Annotated in this window: 30 protein-coding genes; 17 read left to right on the top strand and 13 right to left on the bottom strand. The window is 63.8% G+C overall.

The annotated features are described in order from the left end of the window. Nucleotides 1-127 precede the first annotated feature (127 nt). Entirely contained in the window at nt 128-907 is a 780-nt protein-coding gene (locus AC0SZ7_RS15755; RefSeq protein ID WP_008366828.1) for an exodeoxyribonuclease III, read from the bottom strand. 80 nt (nt 908-987) lie between these two features. Here AC0SZ7_RS15755 and pyrE point away from each other — a divergent pair, with 80 nt between their 5' ends. Together pyrE and AC0SZ7_RS15745 are read left to right on the top strand one after the other, a co-directional pair. Further along, nucleotides 988-1629 carry an orotate phosphoribosyltransferase gene (gene pyrE / locus AC0SZ7_RS15750; RefSeq protein ID WP_475505248.1) on the top strand — a complete coding sequence of 214 codons (642 nt, stop codon included), beginning with the start codon at nt 988-990 and terminating at the stop codon, nt 1627-1629. 4 nt (nt 1630-1633) lie between these two features. After that, nucleotides 1634-2236, top strand: a complete 603-nt coding sequence (locus AC0SZ7_RS15745; RefSeq protein WP_475505247.1) for a DUF4124 domain-containing protein — start codon at nt 1634-1636, stop codon at nt 2234-2236. A gap of 84 nt (nt 2237-2320) precedes the next feature. Here the strand turns inward: AC0SZ7_RS15745 and argB are convergent, their stop codons facing one another. The 4 genes from argB to coaBC form a co-directional block, all read right to left on the bottom strand. Further along, entirely contained in the window at nt 2321-3226 is a 906-nt protein-coding gene (gene argB, locus AC0SZ7_RS15740; protein WP_008366823.1) for an acetylglutamate kinase, read from the bottom strand. A 20-nt stretch (nt 3227-3246) separates the two neighbouring features. Further along, nucleotides 3247-4644 carry a phosphomannomutase/phosphoglucomutase gene (locus tag AC0SZ7_RS15735; protein WP_475505305.1) on the bottom strand — a complete coding sequence of 466 codons (1398 nt, stop codon included), beginning with the start codon at nt 4642-4644 and terminating at the stop codon, nt 3247-3249. 1185 nt (nt 4645-5829) lie between these two features. Then, entirely contained in the window at nt 5830-6285 is a 456-nt protein-coding gene (gene dut / locus AC0SZ7_RS15730; RefSeq protein WP_416421825.1) for a dUTP diphosphatase, read from the bottom strand. Between the two features lie 2 nt (nt 6286-6287). Continuing rightward, nucleotides 6288-7496, bottom strand: a complete 1209-nt coding sequence (coaBC, locus tag AC0SZ7_RS15725) for a bifunctional phosphopantothenoylcysteine decarboxylase/phosphopantothenate--cysteine ligase CoaBC (protein ID WP_475505246.1) — start codon at nt 7494-7496, stop codon at nt 6288-6290. A 132-nt stretch (nt 7497-7628) separates the two neighbouring features. Here coaBC and radC point away from each other — a divergent pair, with 132 nt between their 5' ends. Then, entirely contained in the window at nt 7629-8303 is a 675-nt protein-coding gene (radC, locus tag AC0SZ7_RS15720; RefSeq protein WP_475505245.1) for a RadC family protein, read from the top strand. A 23-nt stretch (nt 8304-8326) separates the two neighbouring features. On the opposite strand, the gene AC0SZ7_RS15715 is transcribed toward radC, so the two are convergent. The 3 genes from AC0SZ7_RS15715 to AC0SZ7_RS15705 form a co-directional block, all read right to left on the bottom strand. Continuing rightward, on the bottom strand, nt 8327-8617 hold the full coding sequence (locus AC0SZ7_RS15715) for a type II toxin-antitoxin system RelE/ParE family toxin (protein ID WP_475505244.1): 291 nt from the start codon (nt 8615-8617) through the stop codon (nt 8327-8329). Then, nucleotides 8580-8843 carry a CopG family ribbon-helix-helix protein gene (locus AC0SZ7_RS15710; protein ID WP_475505243.1) on the bottom strand — a complete coding sequence of 88 codons (264 nt, stop codon included), beginning with the start codon at nt 8841-8843 and terminating at the stop codon, nt 8580-8582. The genes AC0SZ7_RS15715 and AC0SZ7_RS15710 overlap by 38 nt, the downstream gene beginning before the upstream one ends. A gap of 178 nt (nt 8844-9021) precedes the next feature. Continuing rightward, nucleotides 9022-10611: an ABC transporter substrate-binding protein gene (locus AC0SZ7_RS15705; RefSeq protein WP_475505242.1), complete on the bottom strand. Its 1590-nt coding sequence runs from the start codon at nt 10609-10611 to the stop codon at nt 9022-9024. Nucleotides 10612-10984: 373 nt separating this feature from the next. Between AC0SZ7_RS15705 and rpmB the strand changes: the two genes are divergently transcribed. Next, the gene (gene rpmB, locus AC0SZ7_RS15700; protein WP_008366806.1) at nt 10985-11221 is read left to right on the top strand and encodes a 50S ribosomal protein L28; all 237 of its coding nucleotides are present in this window, start codon (nt 10985-10987) and stop codon (nt 11219-11221) included. A 12-nt stretch (nt 11222-11233) separates the two neighbouring features. Beyond that, nucleotides 11234-11389 carry a 50S ribosomal protein L33 gene (gene rpmG, locus AC0SZ7_RS15695; RefSeq protein ID WP_016772554.1) on the top strand — a complete coding sequence of 52 codons (156 nt, stop codon included), beginning with the start codon at nt 11234-11236 and terminating at the stop codon, nt 11387-11389. A gap of 56 nt (nt 11390-11445) precedes the next feature. Here the strand turns inward: rpmG and AC0SZ7_RS15690 are convergent, their stop codons facing one another. Then, complete coding sequence (locus AC0SZ7_RS15690) at nt 11446-11808, bottom strand: cupin domain-containing protein (protein WP_475505241.1); 363 nt, start codon at nt 11806-11808, stop codon at nt 11446-11448. Between the two features lie 199 nt (nt 11809-12007). Here AC0SZ7_RS15690 and AC0SZ7_RS15685 point away from each other — a divergent pair, with 199 nt between their 5' ends. Both AC0SZ7_RS15685 and AC0SZ7_RS15680 read left to right on the top strand, forming a co-directional pair. Then, nucleotides 12008-13501: an aldehyde dehydrogenase gene (locus AC0SZ7_RS15685; protein ID WP_475505240.1), complete on the top strand. Its 1494-nt coding sequence runs from the start codon at nt 12008-12010 to the stop codon at nt 13499-13501. Nucleotides 13502-13667: 166 nt separating this feature from the next. Continuing rightward, a complete protein-coding gene (locus AC0SZ7_RS15680; RefSeq protein WP_475505239.1) occupies nt 13668-14804 on the top strand; it encodes an MFS transporter in 1137 nt (378 codons plus the stop codon). A gap of 14 nt (nt 14805-14818) precedes the next feature. Here the strand turns inward: AC0SZ7_RS15680 and AC0SZ7_RS15675 are convergent, their stop codons facing one another. Continuing rightward, nucleotides 14819-16378 carry a phospholipase D family protein gene (locus tag AC0SZ7_RS15675; RefSeq protein WP_475505238.1) on the bottom strand — a complete coding sequence of 520 codons (1560 nt, stop codon included), beginning with the start codon at nt 16376-16378 and terminating at the stop codon, nt 14819-14821. Between the two features lie 49 nt (nt 16379-16427). After that, nucleotides 16428-17861, bottom strand: coding sequence for an aminotransferase-like domain-containing protein (locus AC0SZ7_RS15670; protein ID WP_475505237.1), 1434 nt, complete (start codon nt 17859-17861; stop codon nt 16428-16430). A 172-nt stretch (nt 17862-18033) separates the two neighbouring features. Between AC0SZ7_RS15670 and AC0SZ7_RS15665 the strand changes: the two genes are divergently transcribed. Together AC0SZ7_RS15665 and AC0SZ7_RS15660 are read left to right on the top strand one after the other, a co-directional pair. Continuing rightward, entirely contained in the window at nt 18034-18270 is a 237-nt protein-coding gene (locus tag AC0SZ7_RS15665; RefSeq protein WP_475505236.1) for a DUF1127 domain-containing protein, read from the top strand. Between the two features lie 72 nt (nt 18271-18342). Further along, nucleotides 18343-18696 carry a YkgJ family cysteine cluster protein gene (locus AC0SZ7_RS15660; protein WP_475505235.1) on the top strand — a complete coding sequence of 118 codons (354 nt, stop codon included), beginning with the start codon at nt 18343-18345 and terminating at the stop codon, nt 18694-18696. A gap of 15 nt (nt 18697-18711) precedes the next feature. Here AC0SZ7_RS15660 and dadR read toward each other — a convergent pair whose 3' ends face one another. After that, nucleotides 18712-19200 (bottom strand): transcriptional regulator DadR, encoded by a 489-nt coding sequence (dadR, locus tag AC0SZ7_RS15655; protein WP_008366790.1) that lies wholly within the window; start codon nt 19198-19200, stop codon nt 18712-18714. A gap of 155 nt (nt 19201-19355) precedes the next feature. Between dadR and dadA the strand changes: the two genes are divergently transcribed. From dadA to AC0SZ7_RS15615, 8 genes are all read left to right on the top strand, one after another. Beyond that, nucleotides 19356-20657, top strand: a complete 1302-nt coding sequence (dadA, locus tag AC0SZ7_RS15650; RefSeq protein WP_475505234.1) for a D-amino acid dehydrogenase — start codon at nt 19356-19358, stop codon at nt 20655-20657. Further along, a complete protein-coding gene (locus AC0SZ7_RS15645; protein WP_475505233.1) occupies nt 20629-20982 on the top strand; it encodes a RidA family protein in 354 nt (117 codons plus the stop codon). Before dadA ends, AC0SZ7_RS15645 begins: the two co-directional genes overlap by 29 nt. 81 nt (nt 20983-21063) lie before the next feature. Further along, the gene (alr, locus tag AC0SZ7_RS15640; protein ID WP_475505232.1) at nt 21064-22140 is read left to right on the top strand and encodes an alanine racemase; all 1077 of its coding nucleotides are present in this window, start codon (nt 21064-21066) and stop codon (nt 22138-22140) included. 138 nt (nt 22141-22278) lie between these two features. Continuing rightward, on the top strand, nt 22279-22827 hold the full coding sequence (locus AC0SZ7_RS15635; protein ID WP_027980762.1) for a cupin domain-containing protein: 549 nt from the start codon (nt 22279-22281) through the stop codon (nt 22825-22827). A 193-nt stretch (nt 22828-23020) separates the two neighbouring features. Then, entirely contained in the window at nt 23021-23425 is a 405-nt protein-coding gene (locus AC0SZ7_RS15630; RefSeq protein WP_475505304.1) for a c-type cytochrome, read from the top strand. Nucleotides 23426-23583: 158 nt separating this feature from the next. Continuing rightward, complete coding sequence (locus tag AC0SZ7_RS15625; RefSeq protein WP_416421842.1) at nt 23584-23883, top strand: type II toxin-antitoxin system RelB/DinJ family antitoxin; 300 nt, start codon at nt 23584-23586, stop codon at nt 23881-23883. Continuing rightward, entirely contained in the window at nt 23840-24154 is a 315-nt protein-coding gene (locus tag AC0SZ7_RS15620) for a type II toxin-antitoxin system YafQ family toxin (RefSeq protein ID WP_475505231.1), read from the top strand. The genes AC0SZ7_RS15625 and AC0SZ7_RS15620 overlap by 44 nt, the downstream gene beginning before the upstream one ends. Before the next feature lie 57 nt (nt 24155-24211). Beyond that, the gene (locus AC0SZ7_RS15615) at nt 24212-26158 is read left to right on the top strand and encodes an acetyl-CoA hydrolase/transferase C-terminal domain-containing protein (RefSeq protein WP_475505230.1); all 1947 of its coding nucleotides are present in this window, start codon (nt 24212-24214) and stop codon (nt 26156-26158) included. A 58-nt stretch (nt 26159-26216) separates the two neighbouring features. Here AC0SZ7_RS15615 and AC0SZ7_RS15610 read toward each other — a convergent pair whose 3' ends face one another. Beyond that, complete coding sequence (locus AC0SZ7_RS15610) at nt 26217-26789, bottom strand: xanthine phosphoribosyltransferase (protein ID WP_475505229.1); 573 nt, start codon at nt 26787-26789, stop codon at nt 26217-26219. Nucleotides 26790-26805: the final 16 nt, after the last annotated feature.

Genomic DNA, 26805 nt, shown 5'->3' with positions numbered 1-26805 from the left:
CTGGGGGGGGGGGGGGGCTGGCCCCCGGTCTCCGCCCCCCCCACCCCCCCCCCCCCCCCCCCCGCTCCCACAAAAGCCGCGCACAAAAAAGCCGACCCAAGGGTCGGCTTTTTTGCGCCTCGACCTTTTAGATGGTCAAGGTCCAGTCATAGTCCACGATGAACGGGGCATGCTGGGAGAAGCGCGGCTGGCGTGGCAGGCGAGCGCTGCGCACGAAGCGCCGCAGGCCTGGGGTCAGCAGCTGATAGTCGAAGCGCCAGCCCAGGTTGAGCATCTCGGCCTGTTCGTTATCGGGCCACCAGCTGTACTGGTCGCCTTCGCGGCTGACTTCGCGCAGGGCATCGACATAACCCATGTTGCCGACAATCTCGTCCATCCAGGCACGCTCTGGCGCCAGGAAGCCTGGGGATTGCTGGCTGTCGCGCCAGTTCTTGATGTCCAGCTTCTGCTGCGCCACATACAGCGAGCCGCAGTAAATGTATTCGCGGCGCTTGCGGCGCTGCTTGTCCAGGTACTTGCCGAAGTCGTCCATCAACTTGAACTTCTGGTTCAAGTCTTCATCGCCATTCTGGCCCGAAGGCAACAACAGGGTGGCGATGCTCAATTTGTCGAAGTCTGCTTGCAGGTAGCGCCCGTAGCGGTCGGCTGTCTCGAAGCCGAGGCCGCTGATTACCGCCTTGGGTTGCAACCGCGAGTAAAGTGCCACGCCACCTTGGGTGGGCACTTCGGCATCGCAGGCATAAAGGAAGTAGCCATCCAGTTGGAAGGCTGGATCGTCCAGTTCAAAGGCGGAGGCACGAGTATCCTGCAGGCAGATGACGTCGGCATTCTGTGCCTGCAGCCAACTGAGCAAACCACGCTCGACTGCGGCATGAATACCATTAACGTTCACACTGATGATCCGCATAAATGGCCCCAAAAATCTCGTGCGTGTATGATACCCGAGCTCAACTCAATTAGCTAAAGCCGTGGTATTCGGGACTTTTTATGCACGCCTATCAACGCGACTTCATTCGTTTTGCCATCGATCGCGGGGTACTGCGTTTCGGTGAGTTCACCCTGAAATCCGGGCGCACCAGTCCTTATTTCTTCAATGCCGGCCTGTTCAACAGCGGTTCGGCCCTGGCCCAACTGGGTAAATACTACGCAGCGGCCGTGGTTGAAAGCGGTATTTCCTTCGACGTGCTGTTTGGCCCCGCCTACAAGGGTATCCCGCTGGCGGCTGCCACCGCGGTACAACTGGCCGAACACCACGGCATCGATATTCCGTGGTGCTTCAACCGCAAGGAAGCCAAGGATCACGGCGAAGGCGGCAGCCTGGTGGGTTCGCCCCTGGCCGGCGACATCCTGATCATCGACGACGTGATCACCGCCGGTACTGCCATTCGCGAAGTGATGCAGATCATCAGCGCGCAGAACGCCAAGGCCGCCGGGGTGCTGATTGCCCTGAACCGCCAGGAGCGTGGCAATGGCGAGCTGTCGGCCATCCAGGAAGTGGAACGTGACTTCGGTATTCCGGTAGTCAGCATCGTTTCCCTGGACCAGGTACTGGAATTCCTGGCCGACGACGCCGAGCTCAAGCAGCACCTGCCGGCCGTGCAGGCCTACCGCGCCCAGTACGGTATCTGACTGGGTGACTGCCGTGCGAGGTTTCGCCACGTTCTGCCTGCTGGCGGCGCTGGCAGCCTCGCCCGCGTGGGCTGCCGACGGCCCGCCAGTGGTCTTTTATCGCTATGTGGACAGCCACGGCGTGACCGTGCTGGACCGCCAGGGCGTGCCGCCCGAATACGTCGCCAAGGGCTACGAAGTGCTCAATGCCCAGGGTCGCGTGGTGCAGACTGTGCCGCCCGCGCCCAGCGCCGACGAGCTGCGCCAGCAGCAGGCGGCCAGCGCACAGGCGGCGGCGGACAACCAGCTGCTGCATCTCTACCCAAGCCTCAATGAACTCGACCGTGCCCGCGCGCAGCGCCTGGCCGAGGTGGACGGCATGGTGGCGATCGCCAACGGCAACCTCGACACCATGCAAGGCCAGCAGAACAGCCTGCAGGCGCAGGCGGCGGAGCTGGAGCGCAATGGGCGTCAGGTGCCGCAGGAGCTGCTTGAGCAGATCAAGGGTATTCAGGCGCAACGTGCGGATGTGAAGGCGCGAATCGTCAACTACCAGGCCACGCGGCAGCAGGTTGACCAGCAGTTTGCCCGGGACCGGGCGCGGTTGGCGAAGTTGTTGGGGAATTGAGGCGGCGTCTGGGCGCGGCGCGGTACTTATGGAAGTACGCGGCGCCCCCGGACGCGGCCTGACGGCCGCTGCTACGGGTGGCTATCAGTGACGCTTGCGGTTGCTGATCATGGTGCCCATGCCGATATCGGTGAAGATCTCCAGCAGGGTGGCGTTGGGCACGCGGCCGTCGATGATGTGCGAGCTGGTCACGCCGCCCTGCACCGCTTCCAGCGCGCAACGGATCTTGGGCAGCATGCCGCCGTAGATGGTGCCGTCGGCGATCAGCGCGTTCACCTGTTCGGTGTTCAGGCCGGTCAGCACGTTGCCCTGCTTGTCCATCAGGCCGGCGATGTTGGTCAGCAGCATCAGCTTCTCGGCTTTCAGCGCTTCGGCAACCTTGCCGGCCACCAGGTCGGCGTTGATGTTGTATGACTCGCCGTCCGGGCCCACGCCAATTGGCGCGATGACCGGAATGAAGTCGCCCTTCACCAGCATGTTCAGCAGGTCGGTGTTCACCCCTACCACTTCGCCAACGTGGCCGATGTCGATGATTTCCGGCTTGGTCATTTCCGGCGTCTGGCGGGTAACCTGCAGCTTTTTCGCGCGGATCAGCTCCGCGTCCTTGCCGGTCAGGCCGATGGCGCTGCCGCCGTGGCGGTTGATCAGGTTGACGATGTCCTTGTTCACCTGGCCACCCAGGACCATTTCCACCACGTCCATGGTCTGGGCGTCAGTGACGCGCATGCCGTCGATGAACTCGCTCTTGATCGACAGGCGATTGAGCAGGTCACCGATCTGCGGGCCACCGCCGTGCACCACCACCGGGTTGATGCCGACAGCCTTCATCAGCACGATGTCGCGGGCAAAGCCGGTCTTGAGCTCTTCGCTCTCCATGGCGTTGCCGCCGTACTTGATCACCAGCGTCTTGCCGACGAAGCGGCGAATGTAGGGCAGCGCTTCGGACAATACCTTGGCGACGTTGGTGGCGGCATCACGTTCGAGGGTCATGCAGGGCTCCAGTGAAACAATCAGAACGGTAATTGGAGATCAGGGGCGATTTTTTTCAGCTCTGCGCGGAAAACGTCCTGGATGCGTTCAAGTTCCGCCTGGTCGTCGGCCTCGAAACGCAGCACCAGCACAGGTGTGGTATTGGAGGCGCGTACCAGCCCCCAGCCCTTGGGATAGTCCACCCGCACACCGTCGATGGTGGTCAGGTTGGCGTCGCCCCAGTGTGCGTCGCGTTGCAGAGCATCAATGATGCTGAATTTACCCTCGTCGGTCACATGTATATTGAGTTCGGGGGTAGAAATATCGTTCGGGAAGGCCGCAAACAGCTCTTCGGCGCTGTCTTTGCCCTGGCTGAGGATCTCCAGCAGCCGTGCGGCGCTGTAGATGCCGTCGTCGAAACCGTACCAGCGCTCCTTGAAGAAGATGTGGCCGCTCATCTCGCCGGCCAGCAGGGCGCCGGTGAGCTTCATGTGCTTCTTGATCAGCGAATGGCCGGTTTTCCACATCACCGGGCGGCCGCCGTAGCCGCTGATAAGCGGGCTCAGGCGGCGCGTGCACTTGACGTCGAAGATGACGTCGGCGCCCGGGTTGCGGGCCACCACGTCCCTGGCGAACAGCATCAGCAGGCGGTCGGGGTACACCACGGTGCCAGTGTTGGTCACCACGCCCACCCGGTCGCCGTCGCCGTCGAAGGCCAGGCCCAGGTCGGCGCCGGTCTCGCGCACCTTGGCGATCAGGTCCTGCAGGTTCTCAAGCTTGCCCGGGTCGGGGTGATGGTTGGGGAAGTTGCCGTCCACCTCGCAGAACAGCGGGATGACCTCGCAGCCCAGCGCTTCGATGAGTTGCGGGGCGATGACGCCGGCGGCGCCGTTGCCGCAGTCCACCACCACCTTCAGCCGGCGGGCCAGGACGATGTCATCGCGAATGCGCTGTACGTAGCTGTCGAGGATGTCGACCTGCTCGACGCTGCCCTGGCCGCTGGCCAGGTCGTTGTCTTTCAGGCGCTGGTGCAGCGCTTCGATCTGCTCGTTGGCGAGGGTGTCGCCGGCGATGACGATCTTGAAACCGTTGTAGTCCCGCGGGTTGTGGCTGCCGGTGAGCATCACGCCCGACCTGCCAGCCAGCACGTTGGCGGCGAAATACAGCGCCGGGGTCGGCACCAGGCCGACGTCGGTGACGTGGCAGCCGCAGTCGGCGATGCCCTGGATCAGTTGCTGCACCAGCACCGGGCCGGACAACCGGCCATCGCGGCCCACGGCCACGTTGGGTTCGCCCTGGGCCAGGCTCTGCGAGCCGATGGCGCGGCCGATCCAGTAGGCGGCTTCGGCGGTCAGGGTGTCGCCGAACACGCCGCGGATGTCGTAGGCACGGAAAATACTGTCGGGAAGCCTTGGGGCGACGTGCGCTTGGCCATTCATTGCGTTGCGGGGCTCCATACTCATGTGGGCCTGCTCGAGTGCGGGAAGGTCGAGGTCGAGCAGGTCATTGTCCAGGGGCAGCGGCTGGCCAGGCGCCAGGGCCTCAAGCACGGGCTTGATGGCAGTGTGTGGCGTGTCGTGGCGGTTGCCCTGCAGCGACAGCCTGGCGAGGCTTGCAGCCACCACGTTGAGCTCTGGCAGGCTCAAGCTGAAGGCTTTGACGGCTTTTCCGCCCGAGAGTTCTTGGATCAGCTGGGTCAATTGCCGGGCATCACCGGCCAGCTGCTCGCGCAGGCGCCGGGCCAGCATGCCCAGGGCCAGCCAAGCGCCGCCGATGGCGACCAGTAGCGCCAGCGGCCAGAACAGCAGGCTGCGCCACTGCAGCGGGGGCTTGAACAGGGTGCCGGGGGTGAATACCAGGGTCCAGTTGCCGACCGTAACGGGGTAATGGTCGTCCAGCACCGCCGTACCGGTCTTGAACAGTGTCTGTTCAGGGCCCTGGTCGAAATGCTGCTGCAAGGCCACCTCGCCGAAATCGGCAGGCAGGGCGCCGAAGGCAGCGGTGAGGGCGCGCAGGTCGAAACTCAGCAGCAGGGTGCCCAGCACGTTAGCGCCGCTGGCGTCATGGATGGGCGCCAGGCTGTAGACCAGCCAGCGCTCGCCAACCTTTTGCGCCTGCAAAAGCGGGCGGGCGCCGGCCTCCACCTGACGAATCAGGTCCAGGCTGACGAAGTTGACCGGCGAAGGCCGGTTGCTGTCCAGCGTCGCCTGGCCCTTGCCGACTGCGTAGGCGTCGACCAGGCCGGGCAGGTAGTTCAGCGCGCCCAGCAAGGCGCCGGGCTGGGCCGGGGCCTGGGCTGCGTGCAGCACGTCCTGCTGGTGGGTGGCGGCATCGGTTTGCGCGGCCAGAATGGCGGTCTGCTTCTGCAGCTCCAGCGCCTGGTTGGCGCTGGCCACCTGGGCCATCGACCGGTACAGCGCGGACGGCGCCGGGCTGGGTAGCCCCAGGCCCACCAGCACGGTCGCCACGGCCAGCCCCATCACCGCCACCCACAGGGCGCTGCGGATTTGTGGCGCACTGGTGTCAGTGGCGCGGACCTGGCCGCCAGCTGTGAAATCGTTCACTGCGCATCTCCCTTTGACGCTCGGCTAGCCGGCCGCGCTTTCGCTGTTACAACAGCGTAGTCAATGGCTGCCCGAGTGGCCGAACCCCCCAGCGCCGCGCTGGGTTTCGTCGAATGTATCGACCAGTTCGAAATGAGCTTGAACCACAGGCACCAGCACCAGCTGTGCGATGCGCTCGCCGATGGCGATGTTGAAAGCGGTTTGGCCGCGGTTCCAGCACGACACCATCAGTTCGCCCTGGTAGTCGGAGTCGATCAGGCCAACCAGGTTGCCCAGCACGATGCCGTGTTTGTGGCCCAGGCCCGAGCGCGGCAGGATCATGGCAGCAAGGCCAGGGTCGCCGATGTAGATGGACAGGCCGGTGGGAATCAACAGGGTCTGGCCCGGCTCAAGGACGGTGTCTTCCTTGAGCATGGCGCGCAGGTCCAGGCCGGCGGAGCCGGGGGTGGCGTACTGCGGCAGGGGGAATTCGCTGCCGATGCGTGGGTCGAGAATCTTGGCTTGCAAAGCGTGCATGGTTAAACCTGGTCGAGCCGTTGGGCGATGAAGGAAACGATCTGGCGGGCAATCTTGCCCTTGCTGGTCTGGCTGAACACCGTGGTGTTGAGCCCGCGGTCAATCAGGCTGACCGCGTTTTCCTCGCTGTTGAAGCCGATGCTGGGGTTGGCCACGTCATTGGCAACAATCAGGTCGAGGTTCTTGTCTTTGAGTTTGCGCGCGGCGTAATCGAGCAGGTGTTCGGTCTCGGCGGCGAAACCGACGCTGAAGGGGCGGTCGGGACGCGTGGCGATAGTGGCCAGGATGTCCGGGTTGCGCACCATTTGCAGGAGAAGACCGTCACCGTTTGTAGGGTCTTTCTTCAGTTTCTGTGCGGCAACCACCTCCGGGCGATAATCCGCCACCGCCGCCGAGGCGATGAACACGTCGCAGGGGATAGCGGCTTCGCACGCGGCCAGCATGTCGCGGGCGCTGACCACGTCGATGCGGTTGACCCGGTCTGGCGTGGGCAGGTGCACCGGGCCGCTGATCAGCGTCACCCGGGCGCCGGCTTCCACTGCCGCCTCGGCCAGGGCGAAGCCCATTTTGCCGGAGCTGTGGTTGGTGATGTAGCGCACCGGGTCGATGTTTTCCTGGGTGGGGCCAGCGGTGATCACCACGTGCTTGCCGGTCAGTACCTGGCGCTGGAAGCAGTCGGCGGCGCACTGGGCAAGCTCGGTGGCCTCCAGCATGCGGCCCAGGCCGATGTCGCCACAGGCCTGGCTGCCCGCTGCGGGGCCGAACACTTTCATGTCGCGGCTTTGCAGCAGCTGCAGGTTGGCCTGGGTGGCCGGGTCACGCCACATCGCCTGGTTCATGGCCGGGGCCAGGGCCACGGTGGCGTCGGTGGCCAGCACCAGGGTGGTCAGCAGGTCGTTGGCCAGGCCCTGGGCCAGGCGCGCGATCAGGTCGGCGGTGGCCGGAGCTACCAGCACCAGGTCGGCCCATTTGGCCAGCTCGATGTGGCCCATCGCCGCTTCGGCGGCCGGGTCCAGCAAATCCAGGTGCACGGGGTGGCCGGACAGCGCTTGCATGGTCAGCGGGGTGATGAACTCGGCGCCGCCGCGGGTCATGACCACGCGCACTTCGGCGCCCTGGTCCAGAAGCCTGCGAACCAGCTCGGCGCTCTTGTAGGCGGCGATGCCGCCGCCTACGCCCAGAACGATGCGTTTTCGATACAGCCGCTGCATAGGCCTGCCTTCAGATCCAGTGATTACGCTCGGTGATGGCACCTCCCCGGGCCGGCTCACCGTGCAAAAAAGATGGGCTAAGATAGCACAGCGCCAAGCAGGGAGCAGCGCGCACAAAGGCAAGGAGATGCCATGAGTATTCGAGATTGGCCCGCGGCAGAACGCCCGCGGGAAAAGTTGCTGAAGCACGGGGCCGCAGCCCTTTCCGATGCCGAACTGCTGGCGATATTCCTGCGTACGGGGGTGGCGGGTAAAAGTGCGGTGGACCTGGCGCGGGCGCTGCTGGAAGGCTTCGGCAGCCTGCGCGCCCTGCTGGAGGCCGACCAGCCCACGTTCAGCGGCCAGCCGGGGCTGGGCCCGGCCAAGTTCGCCCAGCTGCAGGCGGTGCTGGAAATGTCCCGCCGCCACCTGGCCGAACGCCTCACCCGCGATCCGGCGCTGGAAAGCCCGCGCGCCGTGCGCGATTACCTCAAGGCCATGTTGCGCCACGAACCCCATGAGGTGTTCGGCTGCCTGTTCCTGGACACCAAGCACCGGGTGCTGGGGTTCGAGGTGCTGTTCCGGGGTTCCATCGACGGCGCCGCGGTATACCCCCGGCAAGTGGTCAAGCGCGCCCTGGCGCACAACGCGGCCGCGTTGATTCTGTGCCACAACCACCCCTCCGGCAACCCGGAACCCAGCCAGGCCGACCGCGTGCTGACTCAGCGCCTGAAAGAGGCGCTGGGCCTTGTGGAGGTGCGGGTGCTGGACCACTTCATCATCGGCGAGGGCGAGCCGTTGTCGATGGTGGAGTATGGTTGGCTGTGAGTCGCAGGCGCGGCCTATTGCCCTTACCAGTCTTCGGGGCGCTCGGCGTGTTGGTGCAGCAGGCGATAAATCAGGAGCGCCTGGCCCTTCACGCTGTACACGGCACGGTAAGGGTACTTGGCCAGGATGAGTTCGCGGCAATCAGGGATATCGGAAGCCTTGCCGATGTGGGGGAACGCTTCGAGGGTAGCGAGGGAATCGAGCACGCTGAAGACAATGAGTTCGGCTGTATCGTTGCCGATCAGTGGCGCGTAATGCTCATACACGCCCTCAAGGTCACTTTCCGCTTTGCTGGTTAATACGACTTTCGGCACGGGCTACCCACTTGGCCTTCACGGCATCCAATTCGGTCAGGTTGCCTGCCTCGGCATCTGCGATGCCTTCAGCCACGGCACGGAAGTGCCATGACTCGGCTTCCACATAGCGAGCCAGCGCGCGTTTGAGATGGTATTGGCGGTCCCGATCAGTTGCTTCGGCCAGTTGGTCGAGCTGATCGATCAGTTCCGATTCCACGCGAAAGGACAGGACAGGTGAGGCCATGTTAGCACTCCGAATTTGGTGCGTATACGTTGTCTACAGCTGTCGACGGTAGATCTTGCGGCATGTTATGTCAACGTTTACCAATCATTTCTGCCATGGCCGCATGCAAGGCACGTTTGCAGTGCAAGCGGGCAGGGCCGCGATGCGGCCCTGTTGTGCTGCAATCACCTCAAACGCATCAAGGGCTTACCGTCACCTTGGCAAAGTCCTGGCGGCCGAACGGGCTGACCTCGTAGCCTTTCACGCCATTGCGCGCCAGCACGGCGGCCGTGGGGTGCGCCAGTGGCACCCACAGCGCCTGCTCCTGGATCTGCTGCTGCGCCTGCAAATACAGGCGGCTGCGCACGCCCTGGTCGCCGGTGGTCTTGCCGGCGGTGATCAGCTTGTCCAGGGACGGGTCGCAATAACGTGCGAAGTTGGTGCCCGACTGCACCGCTGCGCAGGAAAATTGCGGGGTCAGGAAGTTGTCCGGATCGCCGTTGTCGCCGGCCCAGCCCATGAACAGCAGGTCGTGCTCCCCAGCCTTGGCACGGCGTATCAGTTCGCCCCACTCGATCACGCGAATGTCGGCCTTGATGCCCACCTTGCCCAGGTCGGCCTGAAGCATTTGCGCGCCCAGGCTAGGGTTGGGGTTGAGCAGGCTGCCCGAAGGGCGGGTCCAGATGGTGGTGCTGAAACCGTCCGCAAGGCCTGCCTTGGCCAGCAGGTCGCGGGCCTTGGCCGGGTCATAGCTGTAGCCGGGCAGGTCCTTGGCGTAGCTCCAGGTGTTGGGCGGATAAGGGCCATTGGCGGCCACGGCGGAGTCTTCGAACACTGCCTTGAGGTAGTTGGCCTTGTCGAAGGCCAGGTTGATGGCCTGGCGCACCTGGGGCTTGTCCAGCGGCGGGTGCTGGCTGTTGATGGCCACGAACGCGGTCATGAAGGCCGGCGTCTTGATGACCTGCAGGGCGCTGTCGCTGCTGGCGGCGGCGATGTCCAGCGGCTTGGGCGACAGGGCAATCTGGCACTCGTTGCGCTTGAGTTTCTGCAGGCGCACGGTGGGGTCGCCGGTGATGGCGAAGATCAGCGGGTCGACTGCCGGCTTGCCACGGAAGTAGGTGGGGTTGGCGCGGTAGCGCACCACGGCGTCTTTCTGGAAGCGGCCGAAGATGAAGGGGCCGGTGCCGATGGGCTGGCTATTGAACTTGTCCTGGGTGTTGGCGCGCAGCAGCTGATCGGCGTATTCCGACGAGTAGATGGACGCGAAGCCCATGGTTAGCGTGGCCAGGAAAGTGGAGTCGGGGTGGTTGAGGGTAAAGCGCACGGTCAACGGGTCCACTGCGTCGACCTTCTTGATCAGGTCAGGCAGTTGCATCGACTGGGCGTGCGGGAAGCCGCTCTGGGCCACCTTGTGCCACGGGTTGCCGGCGTCGAGCATGCGCTGGAAGCTGAACACCACGTCTTCGGCGCTGAGGTCGCGGGTGGGGTTGAAGTATTCGGTCTTGTGGAACTTCACCCCGGGGTGCAGCTTGAATTCGTAGGTCAGCCCGTCGGTGGACAGGGTCCAGCTGTCGGCCAGGCTGGGAACGACCTTGCCCTGGGCGGTATCGTAGTCCACCAGGCGGTTCATCAGCACGTCGGCCGAGGCGTTGGTGGTGGTCAGGGAGTTGTACTGCACCACGTCGAAGCCTTCGGGGCTGGCTTCGGTGCACACGGTCAGCGGGGCCGCCTGGGCCAGTAGCGGGCTGAAAAGGGGAGCGAGCAGCAGCGGCAAAGTCGCTAGGCGCATGGTGGAATCCTTGGCTGATTGATGACCCATCTGCCAGTGCAGTCTGGAGAAAGTCCCTACCCTAGAGATGTCTGGCGCCGTTGACTATCCAAATTTTCGTTGATGGCGCGACGAGCGGTTCACGGCCAACGCGCCCCGTAACGGCGGCCTTTGCGCTCCGGCGAGGGCTTGGGCGGGGAATTGAAAGTGTGCTCGGAGTTGTTGTACGCAGGTCTTTCTGGTATAAAGCAGCGCTCTTTTCTAGGGGCCCGGATCCTTCGCCTACGGGCGAGGCTGGTAAGACCCCTGAAGAAACGCGGCGCCTAGCGCCAAGACTGAGAGATAAGCGGCCAACCCATGCCGGGTTGGGCATGTGGTTTTAGAGGGCTGAGGCATGTCGAGAGTATGTCAAGTTACCGGTAAGGGTCCGGTGACTGGGAATAACATTTCCCACGCAAACAACAAAACCCGTCGTCGTTTCCTGCCGAACCTGCAGCATCACCGCTTCTGGGTCGAGTCCGAGAAGCGTTTCGTGCGTCTGCGCGTATCCGCCAAAGGCATGCGTATCATCGACAAGCGTGGCATTGATGTCGTGCTGGCCGAAATCCGCGCTGCTGGCGCCAAGGTCTAAGGGAGCAAAATCATGCGTGAATTGATTCGTTTGATTTCGAGTGCCGGTACTGGTCATTTCTACACTACCGACAAGAACAAGCGTACTACCCCGGACAAAATCGAGATCAAGAAATATGATCCGGTTGTTCGCAAGCACGTGATGTACAAAGAAGGCAAAATCAAGTAATTGATTTTCGCCCGAAAAAAAAGGCCCGCATCTCACGATGCGGGCCTTTTTTTTGCTCAGGCTTTTTGCTCGAACATCACGTAGATCTTGCGGCACGGCTCCAGCACCTCCCAGGTGCCGCGGAAGCCTGCCGGAATCACGAAACGGTCGCCCGCCCGCAGGGTCTTGGCGTTGCCGTCCAGGTCGCGCAGCACCGACACGCCCTGCACGATCTCGCAGTATTCATGCTCGGTATAGTTGACGGTCCACTGGCCCACCTCGCCTTCCCACACGCCCGCGCCAAATTGCTCGCAGGGGCTTGAGTAATGGTGGTGAACCTTTTGCGCGGGGTCGCCCTTGAGAATCTTTTCCGCAGCGGGGCGGTAGTGATCGGCTGGCGTGGTGGCCAGGGCAAAGTCGACGATGGTTTCGATGCTCATGGGCGAATCCTCCTCAGTTGTCCAATAAAACAAACATGACACGGCTTTTTACTGTTTGTTGTCAAATATATTGAAAATTCGGGTCCGGGTGGTTTAGGGTAACGGATGCCGTGAGCCGTGTTTCTGGACCGGCACTATTCGCAAGCGTGCGCGATTATGCTTCGCGGGCGCTGTAAATCAATAAGAGGAGGGGATACGTATGACCACTTTGACTCGTGCGGACTGGGAACAACGTGCCCGGGATGTGAAGATTGAAGGCCGTGCATTCATCAACGGTGAATACACCGCGGCCGCTTCCGGCGCCACGTTCGAATGCCTGAGCCCGGTCGACGGTCGCCTCCTGGCGCAGGTTGCCAGCTGTGACCTGGCGGACGCCCAGCGCGCCGTGGAAAACGCGCGCAGCACCTTCAACAGCGGCGTCTGGTCGCGCCTGGCCCCGGCCAAGCGCAAGGCCACCATGATTCGCTTCGCCGGGCTGCTGAAGCAGAACGCGCAGGAACTGGCGCTGCTGGAAACCCTGGACATGGGCAAGCCGATCAGCGACTCGCTGGACATCGACGTGGCCGGCGCTGCCAACGCGTTGTCCTGGAGCGGTGAGGCCATCGACAAGATCTACGACGAAGTCGCTGCCACCCCCCACGACCAGCTGGGCCTGGTAACTCGCGAGCCAGTAGGCGTCGTGGCCGCCATCGTGCCGTGGAACTTCCCGCTGATGATGGCGTGCTGGAAACTGGGCCCGGCGCTGTCCACCGGTAACTCTGTAATCCTCAAGCCGTCGGAAAAGTCGCCACTGACCGCCATCCGCATCGCTGAACTGGCCATCGAGGCCGGCATTCCGAAGGGCGTGTTCAACGTGCTGCCTGGCTACGGCCACACCGTGGGCAAGGCGCTGGCGCTGCACATGGACGTTGACACCCTGGTGTTCACCGGCTCCACCAAGATCGCCAAGCAGCTGATGATCTACGCTGGCGAGTCGAACATGAAGCGCGTGTGGCTGGAGGCCGGCGGCAAGAGCCCGAACATCGTGTTCGCCGATGCCCCGGACCTGAAAGCGGCTGCCGAATCGGCTGCCAGCGCCATCGCCTTCAACCAGGGCGAAGTCTGCACTGCCGGCTCGCGCCTGCTGGTGGAGCGCTCCATCAAGGATCAGTTCCTGCCGCTGGTGCTGGAAGCGCTGAAGGCCTGGAAGCCAGGCAACCCGCTGGACCCACAGACCACCGTGGGTGCGCTGGTGGACACTCAGCAGATGAACACCGTGCTGTCCTACATCGAAGCCGGCCACAACGACGGTGCCAAGTTGCTGGTAGGCGGCAAGCGCATCCTCGAAGAAACCGGTGGCACCTACGTCGAGCCGACCATCTTCGACGGCGTGGACAACGCCATGCGCATTGCCCAGGAAGAGATCTTCGGGCCGGTGCTGTCGGTGATTGCCTTCGACACCGTCGAGGAAGCCATCAACATCGCCAACGACACGCCGTACGGCCTGGCCGCCGCAGTGTGGACCTCGGACATCTCCAAGGGCCACCTGACCGCCAAGGCGCTGCGCGCCGGCAGCGTGTGGGTGAACCAGTACGACGGCGGCGACATGACCGCACCGTTCGGTGGCTTCAAGCAGTCGGGCAACGGCCGTGACAAGTCGCTGCACGCCTTCGACAAGTACACCGAGCTGAAGGCGACCTGGATCAAGTTGTAAGGTCGCCACCCTCGTAGCAGCTGCCGCAGGCTGCGTCATTTTTGGGCCCGCTGTGCGGGCCAACGCAGCCTGGCGGCAGCTGCTACGAGTTGCATGCACACAGCCGGGCCTTCCGCAGGGAAGGCCCGGCTGTGTCGTCTTGGCAGTTATCCACAGGAGCGTGGAAATGCGTTGGGGAACCTATTTCGCCGTGCTGAGCGCCGTGTTGAGCGTAGGCCTGGCGTTGGGCGTAAGCATGCCGCTGGTGTCGTTGCGGCTGGAAGGCTGGGGCTATGGCAGCTTCGCCATCGGTGTCATGGCGGCGATGCCGGCCATTGGCGTGCTGGCCGGCGCCGGCCTTGCCAGCCGCCTGGCAGCGCGCTTCGGCACGGCGCAGCTGATGCGCCTGTGCCTGTGGGGCGGGGCGCTATCGGTCGGCCTGCTGGCCCTGCTGCCCAGCTACCCGGTGTGGCTGGGGCTGCGCTTGCTGATCGGCATGGTGCTGACCATCGTCTTCATTCTGGGCGAAAGCTGGATCAACCAGATCGTCGTCGAGCAATGGCGCGGCCGCCTGGTGGCGCTGTATGGCAGCAGCTATGCCCTGAGCCAGCTGTGCGGGCCTTTGCTGCTGGGCGCCGTGGGTACCGACCAGGATTACGGCTTCTGGGTGGGCGTGGCGCTGCTGGTGGTGTCGCCGCTGCTGCTGTTGGGCCGCAGCGGCGCGCCCAGCGCCGAGGCCTGCAACGTGACCCTGCGCGACCTGGCCGGCTTCTGCCGGCGCCTGCCGGTGATTGCCTGGGCCATTTCGCTGTTTGCCGCGTTCGAGGCAATGATCCTCACGCTGTTGCCGGTGTATTGCCTGCAGCAGGGGTTTACCGCGCAGATCGCGCTGTTCATGGTCAGCACCGTGGTGGTGGGCGACGCGCTGTTGCAGCTGCCGATTGGCGCGCTGGCCGACCGCATGTCGCGGCGCACGCTGTTCTTCGGCTGCGCGGTGGCCTTGATGCTGTCCAGTCTGGCGATCCCGCTGTTGATCGAGACGATTGCCATCTGGCCGCTGTGGGTGGTTTTCGGCGCCAGCGCCGGTGGTTTGTTCACCCTGTCGCTGGTGCTGATTGGCGAGCGTTACCGGGATGACGCGCTGGTGCGCGCCAACGCCCATGTGGCGCAGCTGTGGGGTATTGGCTGCCTGATCGGGCCGGTGCTGGCCGGGGCCGGCAGCCAGTGGGTGAGCGGGCACGCACTGCCGCTGTTGATGGCGGCGGGCGCGTTTGGCCTGGTGCTGCTGGCGCGCAAACCCCATGCGCTGGAGCTGCCGGCCTGACCCTGGCTACAGGGTCAGAGCATCTTCTCCAGGCCAATGGCCTTGCTCATCCACGCATTGAAGCGCCGCCACAGGTCACCCGGCTCGGTGGTCAGGGTGTGCAGGTGATGGTTGTCCTCCGTCACCCACACCACCTTGCCGTCCTGTAGCACGGCCTGGTAGCTGAGCGCCGGCGCCATGCCTTGCAGCGCCAGCTCGCGGGTGCGTTCGGCCAACTCCGGGCTGTGCACCAGCACGCCCACCTCGGTGTTCCATAGCACTGAGCGCGCATCGAAATTGAACGAGCCGATGAACACCCGCTGGCGGTCGAAAATCATCGCCTTGCTGTGCAGGCTGGAGTCGGAGCTGCCATGGAAACCCAGCAGCTTGCGCTTGGGCAGCTCCCCTGGCTGGCGGCGCAGTTCGTACAGCTTCACGCCGTGCTCCAGCAGCGCCTTGCGGTAGGGCGCATAGCCGCCGTGCACGGCAGGCACGTCGGTGGCTTCCAGCGAGTTGGTCAGCAGGCTGACCGACACCCCGGCATCGGCGCGCCCGGTCAGGTACAAAAGGCCCGGTTCGCGCGGCACGAAGTAGGCCGAGATCAGCATCAGCTCCTGGTGCACGTTCTCCAGCTGCGGCGCCAGTTGCGTGGTCAGCAGCAAGTGCGGGTCGGGCTCATCCACGGCCAATACCTTGCTGGGCGCATCCCACAGCACCTGGCTGTCGGCCCAGATCAGCTCGTTACGCCAGGTGGCCATCTGCGGTTCGAAACGGTAGTTCATCATGCGCTGGTACAGTGCCGGGCGTTGCTGGCGGGCGTCGGCCAGCCAGGCTTCCAGGCGCCCGCGGGTTTTCACCAGGTCTTTGGGCGAGGGTTTGAAGTACAGGAACTCACCGATGGGCCGGCTCAGGGCGCTGTTCCAGTACTGGTCGAAACTTTCCCCCAGGTGGGCGGCGGCGGGGCCCACGCTGAGCAGGTCAATGTCGGTGAAATTGAGGTTGGCCTCGGCGTCGAAATATTCATCGCCCAGGTTGCGGCCGCCGACAATCGCCATGCTGTCGTCGGCGATCCACAGTTTGTTGTGCATGCGCCGGTGCTGCTGCGACAGGTTGAACAGCCGCCCCATGGCCCGCGTGGCGCCGGTGGCGCGGCCCAGGTGCAGCGGGTTGAACAGGCGGATCTGGATGTTGGGGTGCTCGGCCAGCGTGGCGATGATGTCGTCCAGGCCGTCGCTGGTGGTGTCGTCCAGCAGGATGCGGATACGCACGCCACGGTCGGCAGCCTTCAGCAGTTCATGCACCAGCGCGCGGGTGCTCAAGCCGTCGTGGACGATGTAGTACTGCAGGTCCAGGCTCTTCTGCGCATTGCGGATCAGCTCGGCGCGGGCGCGGAAGGCTTCCGGGCCATTGGGCAGCAGGCGAAAGCCGGATTGGCCGCCATGCTCGGCGACTTGCGCCTGTACCGAGCGGCCAAACGCCGATTGGTCGGCGGGCAGCGCCTGACTCGGTTCACGGTGCCCGGTGTTGGTGGCGCAACCGGCCAGCAGGGCAAGCATCAGCAGTGGCAACAGCCAGTGGTTTCGCAACTCGGGCATCCTTCAAGGCAGAGCGGGCGTGGCTATGACTCCAGCGGGCGGGTAAAAGTCATTCAGTCTGGTCGTCCATGTCTGCAATCAGGCGCTTCGCGGTTTCGCCGACCTTGCGTACCGCCGCCTCGATATCGCTGGTGGCGCGCGCGGCGAAGTTCATCCGCAGGCAGTTCCGGTATTTGCCCGAGGCCGAGAAAATGCTGCCCACGGCGATCTGTACGTTCTGCTCCAGTAAAGCGCGGTTCAGCCGCTGTGTGTCGAAACTTTCCGGTAATTCCACCCACAGCATGAACCCCCCCTGTGGCCGGCTGGCGCGGGTGCCGGCGGGGAAGTAGCGGCTGACCCAGTCGATCATCAAGTCGCGCGAGCGCTGGTACTGGCTGCGCATGCGCCGCAGGTGCGGCTCGAAATGCCCTTCCTTGAGGAAGTCGGCGATGGCCAGCTGCGGCTGCGTGGCGGTACAGCCGGTGCTGATGTACTTCATGTGCAGCACCCGCTCCAGGTAGCGGCCCGGGGCTACCCAGCCGATGCGCAGGCCGGGCGCCAGGCTCTTGGAAAAAGAGCTGCACAGCAGCACGCGGCCGTCTTCGTCGAACGACTTGATGGTGCGTGGCCGCGGGTAGGTGTAGGCCAGGTCGCCGTAGACGTCGTCCTCGATGATTGCCACGTCGTAGCGCTGGGCCAGGGTCAGCAGCGCACGCTTGCGCGCCTCGGGCATCACGTAGCCCAGCGGGTTGTTGCAGTTGGGGGTGAGCTGGATGAGCTTCACCGGCCACTGCTCCAGGGCCAGCTCCAGGGCTTCCAGGCTGATGCCGGTGATGGGGTCGGTGGGAATCTCCAGGGCCTTCATGCCCAGGCCCTTCAGGGTCTGCATGGCGCCGAAGAAGCTTGGCGAGTCGACGGCAACGATGTCCCCCGGTTCACACACGGCGCGCACGCTGGCTGACAGCGCCTCGTGGCAGCCGGTGGTGATCACCAGGTCACTGGCCTGCAACTGGCAGCCGGAGTCCAGCAGCAGGCGCGCCACCTGGGTGCGCAGGGCCTCGGTGCCGTTGACGGTGTCGTAGTACAGCCCCGGCATGTCCTGGCGCCGCGACAGTTGCGCCAGGCTGCGCAGCAGCGGTTTGAGCGTAGGGCTGTCGACATCGGGCATACCCCTGCCCAGCTGCACCACGTCCTTGCGTGGCACGCTGCGGATCAGTTCGCTGACCTGGTCCCACTGGGAAATCTCCACTGGCCGCTGCGCCGGGCGCCCAACCACCGGCAGCGCCGGCAGTTCGCGGGCGCTGGGCACGAAATAGCCGGACTTGGGGCGCGGTGCGGCCAGGCCGTTGTCTTCCAGCACCCGATAGGCCTGCTGCACGGTGCTCAGGCTTACGCCGTGCTCGGCGCTCAGCGCGCGCACCGATGGCAACCGGTCGCCGGGGCGGTAGAAACCCTGCTCGATGCGCGAGCCCAGCAGTTCGGCAAGATTCACATAGAGGGTCATGGCGTACTCCCGGCGGCAGGTGGGGACCATACAGATAGCGCTGAATTGCAGCGATACAGTCGGCGTTTGCGCAGATCTGTATGGCGAATATACCTGTTTTTTGGATCTGTAAGGTCATGTGTATTGGGCAGATGATGGACCCGTACCCACACCAACACCAAGGAGCAAGGTCATGAACGGCTTGAGCGATGTGCGTCTGCTGCTGCGCAGCCAGGAACTCCAGGCATTTGACGCCCAGGGGCGGCGCTTGCGCTCGGCCCCCGACGGGCTGGGCTTCTGGGGCCTGATGTGGCACCGCTTGACCACCCGCCGGGCCTTGCTGGAGCTGGATGCGGACCAGCTGCGCGACATTGGCCTGTCAGCCAGCGAGGCGCGAGTCGAAGGGCTGAAGCCGTTCTGGAAGGAGTGAAGGACCGGCGGGGCTTTCGTCGGGCGGCGCCGGACAGGCAAAATGGCGCCTCGCGTCGACAGGTACCGCCCCATGAGCTGCAACCGCCACAAGATTCTTTTCCTGCGTGAGCAGATCCCTTCCTTCGAATGTGTGCCGGGTTGCCACGATTGCTGCGGCCCGGTCACCACCTCGTCCGAGGAGATGGCCCGCCTGCCGCGCAAGACTGCAGCGGAGCAGGAGGCGGCGTTGGCCGAGTTGAACTGTGTGCACCTGGGGCCTAACGGCTGCACGGTGTATGAAGAACGGCCGATGATTTGCCGGTTGTTCGGCACTACCGAAAGCCTGCCGTGCCCCAATGGGCGGCGGCCGGTGGAGTTGATTCACCCGCTGGCGGAAAAGGCGGTGCATCAGTTCATTGCCAGCACGCGGCAGGTGCTGGTGTAACGGATAACGCCAACCTCAATCGGGAATCGGCAGGTTCAGGCTCTCCTTCACCTCTTCCATCACGATGTAGCTCTTGGACTCGCGCACATGTGGCAGTTTCAGCAGGATGTCGCCCAGCAGCTTGCGGTACGAGGCCATCTCCGAGATGCGCGCTTTCACCAGGTAGTCGAAATCACCTGACACCAGGTGGCATTCCAGCACGTGGGGCAACTTCAGCACTGCGCGGCGGAATTCTTCGAAGGTATCGCCCGACTTGTAGTCCAGGCTGATCTCCACGAACACCAGCAGGCTGCCCTTGAGGTGCTGCGGGTTGAGGCGGGCGTTGTAGCCCATGATGATGCCTTCGCGCTCCAGGCGGCGCACGCGCTCGGTGCAGGGCGTGGTCGACAGGCCGACCTTTTCCCCCAGTTCAGTGAACGAAATACGCCCGTCGGCCTGCAGGATACGCAGGATGTTACGGTCGATCTTGTCCAGCTCACGTTTGCTCTGATGCTGGGTGCGCATAGGCGATGCCCCTCCGTAAAAGCGGTTTTTGCCGAGAATTCTCGCCAATAATAGGCCGTTATATAGTGAATAGCACTGGCTGATGTTTTTTAAACTGCGCGCATCTTCGCAATAAACAACAAATGTCAGCGGTTATCCGCGTTGAGGGATTGAGCATGCGAGTTCTGGTACTTGGTAGCGGTGTGATAGGTACCGCCAGTGCCTATTATCTGGCGCGGCAGGGCTTTGAAGTGACGGTGGTCGACCGCCAGAACGCCGTTGCCATGGAAACCAGCTTCGCCAACGCCGGCCAGGTCTCGCCTGGCTACGCCTCGCCGTGGGCCGCCCCGGGCGTGCCGCTCAAGGCCATCAAATGGCTGCTGGAGCGCCACGCGCCCCTGGCCATCAAGGCCACCGCCGACATCGACCAATACCTGTGGATGGCGCAGATGCTGCGCAACTGCACCGCCAGCCGCTACGCGGTGAACAAGGAGCGCATGGTGCGCCTGTCCGAGTACAGCCGCGACTGCCTCGACGAGCTGCGCGCCGAGACCGGCATCGCCTACGAAGGCCGCACCCTGGGCACCACCCAGCTGTTCCGCACCCAGGCGCAGCTGGACAACGCCGCCAAGGACATCGCCGTGCTGGAGCAGTCCGGCGTGCCCTACGAGTTGCTCGACCGCGACGGCATTGCTCGCGTCGAGCCGGCCCTGGCTGGTGTCACCAACATCCTCGCCGGTGCCCTGCGGCTGCCCAACGACCAGACTGGCGACTGCCAGATGTTCACCACCAAACTTGCCCAGATGGCCATCGACCTTGGCGTGGAGTTCCGCTTCGGGCAGAACATCGAGCGCCTCGATTTTGCGGGTGACCGGGTCAATGGCGTGGTCATCGACGGCAAGCTGGAAACCGCCGACCGCTACGTGCTGGCGCTGGGCAGCTACTCGCCGCAGCTGCTCAAGCCGCTGGGCATTCGCGCGCCGGTTTACCCGCTGAAGGGCTACTCGCTGACCGTGCCCATCACCAACCCGGCCATGGCGCCCACCTCGACCATTCTGGACGAGAGCTTCAAGGTCGCCATCACCCGTTTCGACAACCGCATCCGCGTGGGCGGCATGGCCGAGATCGCCGGTTTCGACCTGTCGTTGAACCCGCGTCGGCGTGAAACGCTGGAGATGATCGTCAACGATCTTTATCCTCACGGCGGCGACCTGAACCAGGCAAGTTTCTGGACCGGCCTGCGCCCCACCACCCCCGATGGCACGCCCATCGTCGGTGCCACGCCGTTGCGCAATCTGTTCCTCAACACCGGCCACGGCACGCTCGGCTGGACCATGGCTTGCGGCTCTGGCCGCTTCCTGGCCGACCTGATGGCGCGCAAGAAGCCGCAAATCAGCGCCGAAGGCCTCGATATTTCCCGTTACGGTAAACACCAGGAGACTGCAAAGCATGTCAATCCAGCGCCAGCTCACCAATGAGCGCATGAGTCAGGTCGTCACCCACAACGGCACCGTATACCTTGCCGGGCAGGTAGGCGATAGCATGGAGGCCGGGATTGAGCAGCAGACCCGTGAAACCCTGAGCAACATCGAGCGCCTGCTGGACCTGGCCGGCACCGACAAGTCGCGCCTGCTGTCGGTGACCATCTACCTGAAGGACATCGACGCCCACTTCGAAGGCATGAACAGTGTCTGGGACCAGTGGCTGCCCAAGGGCGTGGCACCGGCCCGTGCCACGGTGGAAGCGAAGCTGTGCGAGCCGGAAATCCTCGTCGAGCTTTCGGTGGTCGCCGCGCTGCCCTGAGAAATAACCTGTGCCCGGTAGTGGCTGCCACCATTACCGGGTTTTTTATGCCAACAGTCTGCCCAGAAGAAGACAGCCGTCATGCGCCCTGCCCGTGCCCTCATCGACCTCAATGCCCTGCGTCACAACTACCGCCTGGCCCGTGAACTCGCCAACGGGGCCAAGGCCCTGGCCGTGATCAAGGCCGACGCCTATGGCCATGGCGCCGTGCGCTGCGCTCAGGCCCTGGAAAGCGAGGCCGACGGCTTTGCCGTGGCCTGCATCGAGGAAGCGCTGGAGTTGCGCGCCGCCGGCATCCAGGCGCCGGTGTTGCTGCTGGAAGGCATTTTCGAGGCAGACGAGCTGCAACTGGTGGTGGAACACAACTTCTGGTGCGTGGTGCATTCGCTGTGGCAGCTGGAAGCCATCGAGCAGGCGCAACTGAGCAAGCCTATCGTGGTGTGGCTGAAGCTGGACTCGGGCATGCACCGCGTCGGCCTGCACCCCAAGGATTACGCCGCCGGCTACCAGCGCCTGCTGGCCAGCGGCAAAGTGGCGAAAATCGTCCTGATGAGCCACTTTGCCCGCGCTGATGAACTGGACTGCGCCAGCAGCGCCAATCAGGTGGCCGTGTTCGAAGCCGCGCGCCAGGGCCTGGCGGCGGAAATCAGCCTGCGCAATTCGCCGGCCGTGCTGGGCTTGCCCCAAGTGCCCAGCGACTGGGTACGCCCGGGCATCATGCTGTACGGCGCCACGCCGTTTGAAGAGCCCCAGGCCGAAGCCGCGCGCCTGCAGCCGGTGATGACCCTGGAGTCCAAGGTCATCTGCGTGCGTGAACTGCCCGCTGGCGAGCCCATCGGCTACGGCGCGAAGTTCATTACCGACAAACCCATGCGCATCGGTGTCGTTGCCCTCGGTTACGCCGACGGCTACCCGCGCCACGCGGGCACCGGTACCCCGGTGCTGGTGGCCGGCAAGCGCAGCCGCCTGCTGGGCCGGGTGTCCATGGACATGCTGTGCATAGACCTCACCGATGTGCCCGAAGCAGACCTGGGCAGCACCGTGGAGCTGTGGGGCAAGCATATTCTGGCCAGCGAAGTGGCCGCCTGCGCCGAGACCATTCCCTACCAGGTTTTCTGCAACCTGCGCCGGGTGCCACTGGTCTATTCCGGGGCTTGAAGCCAGGCAGCGCAGCACCGCAAGTCGCCGGGGCGTAGGCCGGCAGGGGTAGAAGTGTTGTAAATACTGAACGCTGTTGCCATGATAACGTTCATAAAAACACCCCCTGACCGTGAATACCCCCTGGAGGCTCCAGCATTGGACGTCGGTGAACGACTGCAAGCCATTCGCAAACTCAAAGGTCTGTCCCAGCGTGAACTCGCCAAACGTGCGGGCGTCACCAACAGCACCATTTCGATGATCGAGAAGAATAGCGTCAGCCCTTCGATCAGCTCCCTGCGCAAAGTGCTGGGGGGCATTCCCATGTCCATGGTGGAATTCTTCTCCGAAGAGCTGCAGCCCGAAAACCCCACCCAGATCGTCTACAAGGCCAACGAGCTGATCGACATCTCCGACGGCGCCGTAACCATGAAGCTGGTGGGCAAGGCGCACCCGAGCCGGGCCATCGCCTTCCTCAACGAGATCTACCCGCCAGGCGCCGACACCGGCGAAGAGATGCTCACCCACGAAGGCGAAGAGACCGGCATCCTGCTGGAAGGCAAGCTGGAGCTGGTGGTGGGCGCGGAAACCTTCATTCTCGAAGCCGGCGACAGCTACTACTTCGAGAGCACCAAGCCGCACCGTTTTCGCAATCCCTACGACGAGCCGGCCCGGCTGATCAGCGCCGCCACCCCGGCGAACTTCTGACCGCGCATTACAGCGCTACACTCAATGGTCAGGGAGCCGTGACGCGCTGACGTCACGGCAATACCCATGAGAATAATAAGGTTGTTCCGGGGCGGCAGGCTTTGTCGCTATACTGGACGCTGCCTGCGAAACCGTGGCCGCAGGCGCGATTAGCCACCATGAGGGTGTAGGCGTGAACTCGAAAATCAACAAGATGCTGGCCGCACCAGCAACCGCACTGGCCCTCTGGGCCCTGACTGCCCAGGCGACCACTACCGACGACATCGCCAAGCGCCTCGAACCCGTTGGCCAGGTGTGCGTGCAGGGCAAAGAGTGCCCCGGCATGGCCGTGACTGCCGTGGCCGCCGGCGGCGCTGCGAAATCCCCTGACGACGTCATCGCCAAGCACTGCAACGCCTGCCACGGCACTGGCCTGCTCGGCTCGCCGAAAATCGGCGACGACGCCGACTGGGGCAAACGCGCCAAAGAGCAGGGCGGCGTCGACGGCCTGTTGGCCAAGGCCATTACCGGTATCAACTCCATGCCGCCCAAGGGCACCTGCGCCGACTGCACCGACGACGAGCTGAAAGGCGCCATCAAGAAAATGTCCGGCCTCTGACGGAAGCCTCCCGCGCGCACCTACACCGTGAATGCTTCCGCCAGGCTACGGGTGCGTTTTGTTTGGAAACATGTCTGATGTTGTGCCACCGTGAGACAGAACCGATAATGTTCCGCGTGGGAACAATGTAGCTACATTTTGGCGGAGAGGTGATCAACATGGCCGCGATACTGAAGACCACTGATGTGCGGTGCCGCATTGAAGAGGATTTGAAAATCAGCGCCACCGAGGTACTGAAGTCCTGCGGGCTGAGCTTGAGTGATGCCATGCGCCTGTTCCTCCGTCAGGTTGTGGCGAGTCAAGGTCTGCCTTTTGAGGTGAGAGTGCCGTCGGAAAAAACCGCGCGCGCCATGCAGCAGGCTCGGGAGATCCATCGGCATTTCAACTCGATAGACGAAATGCTCGGTGATACGGATGGCGATGTTCCAAAAAAAGGAAAAACGGGCAAAAAGGCCTAAGCGGTGTTCACAAACGCCAGAGTTCAGGAAGTCATGGGAGCGCTATAACCGCGCAGGTCGCCGTGACATGAACGAGGTATGCCAGGTGATGACGCTGCTTTTCATGGGCGAGCCGTTGCCCCCGATTTATCGAGATCATGATCTCGTGGGCGAGTGGAAAGGGTTCAGGGAATGCCATATTGGCGGCGACTTTCTGTTGATTTACTCGCTGCCCGAACCCGACCTCGTTTTGTTTGTCGATCTGGGTAGCCATGCGGAGCTGTTCCGCTGACTATCTGAATGGCCCTCTGAAGCATCAGGGTGCAATTGAGCGCAAGCGGAGGTGCCGATGACGCAAGTCTGTTCGATCGATCGTGCCGTCGACGAGGTGCTGGCAAGGCTGCCGGCACATATCCACATGGGCCTGCCGTTGGGGCTGGGCAAGCCGAACAGGTTCGTCAATGCGCTGTACGCGCGCATTCGCCAGTTGCCCGAGCGGCGCCTGACCATCTATACGGCCTTGAGCCTGGGCCGCCCCAAGTTGGGCGACGGCCTGCAAAAGCGCTTCCTGGAGCCTTTCGTGGAGCGGGTGTATGGCGATTACCCCGAGCTGGATTTCCTCGCCGACCTGCACAGCGACAGCCTGCCGGCCAACATACGCGTCGAGCAGTTCTTCATGCAGCCGGGCAACCTGCTGCACAGCCATGCGGCGCAGCAGTCCTACGTCAGCAGCAACTACAGCCACGCCGCCCGTGACATCAACGCCCAAGGCCTGAACCTGGTGGCGCAGTTGGTGGCCCAGGACCCTTACCACCCGGCGAAGCTGAGCCTGAGCTGCAACCCCGACATCACCCTGGACCTGCTGCCCATGCTGGCCAAGCGTCGCGAGGCCGGCGAGACCATCCTGATGCTGGGGCAGGTGCATGCCGAGCTGCCGTTCATGGCCGGGGACGCCGAGGTGGATCGCAGCCTGTTCGACCTGATGATCGATGAAGCCGACACCACCACGCTGTTTTCCACGCCGAACATGCCGGTGGGGCTGCAGGACCATTTCATTGGCCTGCATGCCAGTACCCTGGTGCGCGACGGCGGCACGCTGCAGATAGGCATTGGTTCCATGGGTGATGCCCTGACCGCCGCACTGCTGGCGCGCCAGGCCGACAACGCCGGCTACCAGGCGCTGATGGCAGACCTGGACCTGGCCCCCTGGCAGGCGCTGATTGCCCGTGAAGGCGGCGTGGGGCCGTTCGCCGAAGGGTTGTATGGCTGCAGCGAAATGTTCGTCAACGGCCTGATGGTGCTGGTGGACGCCGGCATCTTACGCCGCAAGGTGTACCCGGACGAGCAGGCCCAGGCGTTGGCCAATGCCGGCCGGCTTGCCGGTGACGAACCAGGCGGGGTCAGCGTGCACGGCGGCTTTTTCCTCGGCCCGCGCAGTTTCTACCAGCGTTTGCGCGAGCTGCCGCGCCATAGCTTGAACAACTTCAACATGACCGCCATCAGCTACATCAACGAGCTGTATGGCCAGGAAACCCTCAAGCGCCTGCAACGGCGTGACGCCCGCTTCATCAACACGGTGTTCACCGTGACCCTGCTCGGCGCGGCAGTGTCCGACCAGCTGGAAGATGGCCGGGTGCTGAGTGGGGTCGGCGGCCAATACAATTTCGTCGTGCAGGGCCATGCGCTGCACGACGCGCGGTCGATCCTGGTGCTGCGCAGCTGGCGCGAGGCAGGTGGCGAGGTCAGCTCGAACATTCTGTGGGAGTACGGCCACTGCACCATCCCCCGGCACTTGCGTGACATTGTCGTCACCGAGTACGGCATCGCCGACCTGCGCGGGCGCACCGACGCCCAGGTGATCGAAGCGCTGCTGACCATCACCGACTCGCGCTTCCAGACCGCGCTGATCGAGCAGGCGCAGATCGCCGGCAAGCTGCCGAAGGACTTCCGGCTCCACCCGCGCTTCACCGACAACACCCCTGAACGCCTGCAGGCGCTGGCCAGCAAGCACGCGGCGCTGTTCCCCGAGTACCCGTTGGGTTGTGATTTCACGGCTGAGGAGCGCGACCTGCTGCGGGCGCTGAACTGGCTCAAGAGCAAGTTCAAGCTCACCGAGCTGCTGGACCTGGGCAAGGCTGCGCTGGACGCGCCACCGGCGTCGAGCTTTCCCGTGCACCTGATGCGCATGCAGTTGGCGCAGCCAGAGGGGCTGCGTGAGGATTTGTTGCAGCGCTTGCTGCTGGCGGGGTTGCAGGCCACGGCGCAGCCGGAGCCCCTGAGCTACCTGCGGGGGTAGCGGCCTTCGGCCGCTGCCACGAAGATTCCGTAGCAGCTGCCGAAGGCTGCGTCAGCCGTTACTCGATGAAAGTCACTACGCCGTCTTTCAACGATTCAACGCGCGCCAGGGATTCCACGTGGTAGCCCTGGGCGTCCAGTTCGGCGCGGCCGCCCTGGAACGACTTCTCGATGACGATACCCAGGCCGGCAACGCTGGCGCCGGCCTGCTTGATGATCGAGATCAGTGCCTGGGACGCTTTGCCGTTGGCCAGGAAGTCGTCGATCACCAGCACGCGGTCGCTGCTGTTGAGGTGGCGTGGCGAGATGGCCACGGTGCTCTCGGTCTGCTTGGTGAACGAGTAGACGGTGGCCGACAACAGGTTCTCGGTCAGGGTCAGCGACTGGTGCTTGCGCGCGAAAATCACCGGCACGCCCAGTTTCAGGCCCGTCATCACCGCCGGGGCGATGCCCGAGGCTTCGATGGTGACGATCTTGGTCACGCCGGAATCCGCGAACAGGCGGGCGAATTCGTCGCCGATCTGCTGCATCAGGACCGGGTCGATCTGGTGGTTCAGGAAGGCGTCAACCTTCAGTACCTGATCGGAAAGCACGATGCCTTCTTCGCGAATTTTCTTGTGCAGTGCTTCCACGGCAGTTCCTCAATAT

The organism is Pseudomonas sp. JC1203 (assembly GCF_056175065.1).
This window is presented reverse-complemented; position numbering and strand designations above follow the sequence as displayed.